At 58.9% G+C, this 4,046-nt stretch carries 3 protein-coding genes and 1 pseudogene; 3 read left to right on the plus strand and 1 reads right to left on the minus strand.

The features are described from left to right. Nucleotides 1–1,320, plus strand: a 1,320-nt coding sequence (locus H1Y01_RS05105) for a M20/M25/M40 family metallo-hydrolase (protein ID WP_180539192.1), incomplete at its 5' end; no start/stop codon positions are given. A 61-nt stretch (nt 1,321–1,381) separates the two neighbouring features. On the opposite strand, the gene H1Y01_RS05110 is transcribed toward H1Y01_RS05105, so the two are convergent. Continuing rightward, the gene (locus H1Y01_RS05110) at nt 1,382–1,642 is read right to left on the minus strand and encodes a 4Fe-4S dicluster domain-containing protein (RefSeq protein ID WP_180539193.1); all 261 of its coding nucleotides are present in this window, start codon (nt 1,640–1,642) and stop codon (nt 1,382–1,384) included. Nucleotides 1,643–1,873: 231 nt separating this feature from the next. On the opposite strand from H1Y01_RS05110, the gene H1Y01_RS05115 reads away from it, so the two are divergent. Together H1Y01_RS05115 and H1Y01_RS05120 are read left to right on the plus strand one after the other, a co-directional pair. Continuing rightward, nucleotides 1,874–3,370 (plus strand): inorganic phosphate transporter, encoded by a 1,497-nt coding sequence (locus H1Y01_RS05115; RefSeq protein WP_219341281.1) that lies wholly within the window; start codon nt 1,874–1,876, stop codon nt 3,368–3,370. Further along, a pseudogene (locus H1Y01_RS05120) lies at nt 3,348–4,046 on the plus strand (hypothetical protein); the annotation flags it as partial. The gene H1Y01_RS05115 and the pseudogene H1Y01_RS05120, both read left to right, overlap by 23 nt.

Raw genomic sequence — 4,046 nt, forward strand, 5'->3', positions numbered from 1 at the left:
GGCAGTAAGTCGGGCGAGATCATGATTACGCAGTTCGGCACCGGCCGCCGCACCTATGACCCGGCCCAGCTCGAAGCCGATGTCAATAAGTACATCGCCGATTGGAAAGGCAAGCTGAAGGGTAAAATCGTCATGCTCTCCGGCCCCAAGGAAATCAAGCCCGAATCTGCAGCGCCCGAGTTCACCCGCTACACCGATAAGGACCTCAGCGAAATGGCCCAGGCGCCCACACCCAGCGCCAAGGCCAAGATCGACCTCAAGAACCTCAAGTTCCCCGACGACCCCGACGAGATGCGCCGCTTCTACATGAGCCTGCCTACGTCCGTCACCGAGAAGTTCTTCGACCAGCGCACGGAACTCCGCGCCAGGCTCGCCGCCTTCATGAAGCAGGAAGGCGTGGTCGCCATCCTCGACCGCGATGATCGCGCGCGCGACGGCCTGCTTTTCGCCGAAAGTGCCGGGTCCTACAAAGCGAAAGACAGTATGTCCCCCGCGCGCTTCATCGTCACCGGCGAACAGTACAACCGCATGGCGCGCCTGGTCGAGAAGAAGGTCCCCGTTCGTGTGCGCGTCAACCTCGAAGCCGAGATTTCAAAGGACGATAAGGACGGCTACAACATCGTCGGCGAGATTCCCGGCGGCGCCAAAAAAGACGAAGTCGTGATGATCGGCGGCCACTTCGATTCCTGGCACACCGGCACCGGCGCCACCGACAACGGCGCGGGCAGCGCGGTCATGATCGAAACCATGCGCGTCCTGAAAACCTTGAACCTGAAACTCGACCGCACGGTCCGTATCGCTCTCTGGAGCGGCGAAGAGGAAGGATTGCTTGGCTCCAAAGCTTATGTCAAAGAACACTTCGGCGACCCCAACACCATGCAACTTACCGAAGCCCACGCCAAGCTTTCGGGCTACTTCAATCTGGACAACGGCACCGGTAAGATTCGCGGCGCTTACTTACAAGGTAATGACGCGATGCGACCTATCTTCGATAGCTGGTTCACGGCTTTCCGCGATCAGGGTGTTTCCACAGTGACCATCAAGAACACCGGCGGCACCGATCACCTCTCGTTCGACGCGGTTGGACTTCCCGGCTTCCAGTTCATCCAGGACCCGCTCGATTACGGCACGCTCACCCACCACTCCGATATCGATACCTACGATCACCTGCAGGCGCCCGATCTGATGCAAGCCGCAGCCGTAATCGCGACTGTGGTCTACAACACTGCGAATCGCCCGGAGATGCTGCCTCGTAAAGAGTTACCCAAGCCGCAGCCGAAGGCCGACCAGGCCGCGGTCACCGCGACAGGGACGAATTAGGACGCGCGTGGCTCGGAAGATTCAACGTTACTGAGCCGCGACGGCAACGGAGCGGTTTCTGCTAGCGCCCGAAAAACGCCGCGTTTTTCTGCGTGAAGTCAGCCCACTTCTCCGGCAGGTCGTCCAGGGCAAATATCGCCGAAACCGGGCAAACCGGAACGCACGCGCCGCAATCGATGCACTCCACCGGATCGATGTAGAGCAACTCGGCAGCTTCAAACCGCGGATCGTCTTTCTTGGGGTGAATGCAATCCACCGGGCAAGCGTCGACACACGCCGAATCTTTGGTTCCAATGCAGGGTTCTGCGATTACGTAGGCCATAACGACGGGGAAACTCCAGATATAGCACAGCCCCCTGATTCAACCGAGCTCTCATTCCCATCCGCGACAAACTCTCATTCCCATCCGCGACGGCAACGGACCGGTCTTTCCACAATGTAAGCACCGTTTTCACGAAACTGTAATTTAGTTGTAATCAAGCGAACGTATGCTCAACAGACGCCGCCCGTGTGCTCACCAATGGAGCGCGGCCACAACTCGTCGGAGGCACGTTTGCACATATTCGGAGAGACTCTCTCAACCGCGAATTTCTTCTTCCTGCTATTAGCGCTCGGTCTGGCGCTCTCATTTGAATTCGTGAACGGCTTTCACGACACCGCGAACGCCGTCGCGACCGTCATCTACACGCACAGCCTCAAGCCTTACATCGCGGTCGTCTGGTCCGGCATGTGGAATCTCATCGGTGTCCTGGTCTCAACCGGCACGGTAGCCTTCGGAATCCTCGCGCTCCTCCCCGTCGAGCTGGTCCTAAACGTCGGATCTGCCGCAGGCTTCGCCATGGTCTTCGCCCTTCTCATTTCGGCGATTATCTGGAACGTCGGAACCTGGTATCTCGGTCTCCCCGCTTCCAGCTCGCATACCCTCATCGGCGCCATCATGGGCGTCGGCCTCGCCAACTCGATGATGTCCGCCGGACACGTCTTCGGCGAAGGCGTCAACTGGAACAAGGCGCGCGAAGTCGGTCTGAGCCTGCTCGTGTCGCCGGTCGTCGGGTTTGTCTGCTCGGCTCTCTTGCTCTTAGTGATGAAGGCTCTGATCAAGCGCGAAGATCTTTACCGCGCGCCCGATCCCGACAAACCGCCGCCGGCATGGATCCGCGGCTTGCTCGTACTCACCTGCACCGGCGTTAGCTATGCGCACGGCTCGAATGACGGCCAGAAGGGCATGGGACTTATCATGCTGATCCTCATCGGCATCGTGCCCGCCTCGTTCGCCGTCAACCTGAACACCAACGCCAAGGCGCTTCAGGAGATGCAACAAGCGACGCAGACCATCTCCTTCCAGATGGATCAGCATGCGCCGGGCGTCGCCATGGCCGCAGGACAAACTGCCGCTAACGAGCTGTCTTCCTACCTGAAAACGACCGGTAAGCTGACCGATCGAACCTGGGCCGCCATCGGGACCAAGTGCCGCGAGATCTCGACCGAACTCACCGGCCGCAACGATCTCAACAGCATGAACAAGGATCAGCGCATGCAGTTACGCAGCGACCTCTACCTGGTATCCGAATCGCTCGGCAAGATCAATAAGGGCCACAAACTCGATAACCCCGAGGAACAGAAATCCTCCGGCCAATTGAAATCAAGCATGGATAAGGTGACCAAATTCATCCCCGTGTGGGTCAAGTTCGCGGTCGCTATCGCGCTCGGTCTCGGCACCATGATCGGCTGGAAACGCATTGTAGTCACTGTAGGCGAAAAGATCGGCAAGGAACACCTGACTTATGCCCAGGGCGCCTCGGCCGAACTAGTCGCGATGGCCACCATCCTTGCCGCCGATAACTACGGACTGCCGGTAAGTACGACACACGTCCTATCTTCGGGCATCGCTGGTACTATGGCGGCGAATCATTCCGGCTTACAGATGGACACGCTGCGTAATCTGCTGCTAGCCTGGGTACTGACGCTCCCGGTCTGCGTTCTACTCGGCGCCGGACTATTCTCGTTCGGGCTATACTTCTTACTTCATGTACTCGGTTTGCACGGGTAGATTTGTAACGTTTCTGCTGTTGGCCCAATGGGTCCAGGCAGCGGAACCGAACTGCGGTCAGTCGCTCGTGGACGGCACAACTCCGCCGGCCACGGCTTCGTACATTTACCCGCGCCAGCCGGTTGTCCCGTTCTACCAGTGGGAGAACAACGACGGCTATTGCGGCGAAGTCTCTATGATGATCGCCGGACTCAATAACGGGCAGTGGATGTCGCAATACAACGCACGCCTGGTCTGCGGAACGGGCTTGTCCCAGTCCGGCGTGAACGGCGCATGCGCGGCCCACGGAGGCCAGCCGAACTATAACGCCCAGCTTCTGATCGAAGATCCCGGGACCGGAGTGACCGGCCCGAATGTCTACGCCGACGCCGCGCAGTGCGTATCCAACTCGCGTCTGAGCGGCAGCACCTTCAACTACTCCGCCCAAAGCACGGGCATCGCTGGATATCAGGAGTACATGTCCTGGGTAAAGTCCGAAGTGATCGCCGGCCATCAGGTGACTCTCGCCGTGCTGCTCAACGGAGGAAGCGACCCCCAGTACGATCACGAAGTTGCCGTGATCAAGATCGGCACCAATCATTCGCCAACCGATCCCACTTACTACGCCGATGACGTCATCTACTTCGACGACCATGGAGCGTACACTCTTCGCGGCTCCCGCTTCACAACGAACCCC

The sequence above is a fragment of the Nevskia soli genome, from assembly GCF_903970205.1.
In the GTDB taxonomy this organism is placed as follows: Bacteria; Acidobacteriota; Terriglobia; order Bryobacterales; family Bryobacteraceae; genus Bog-113.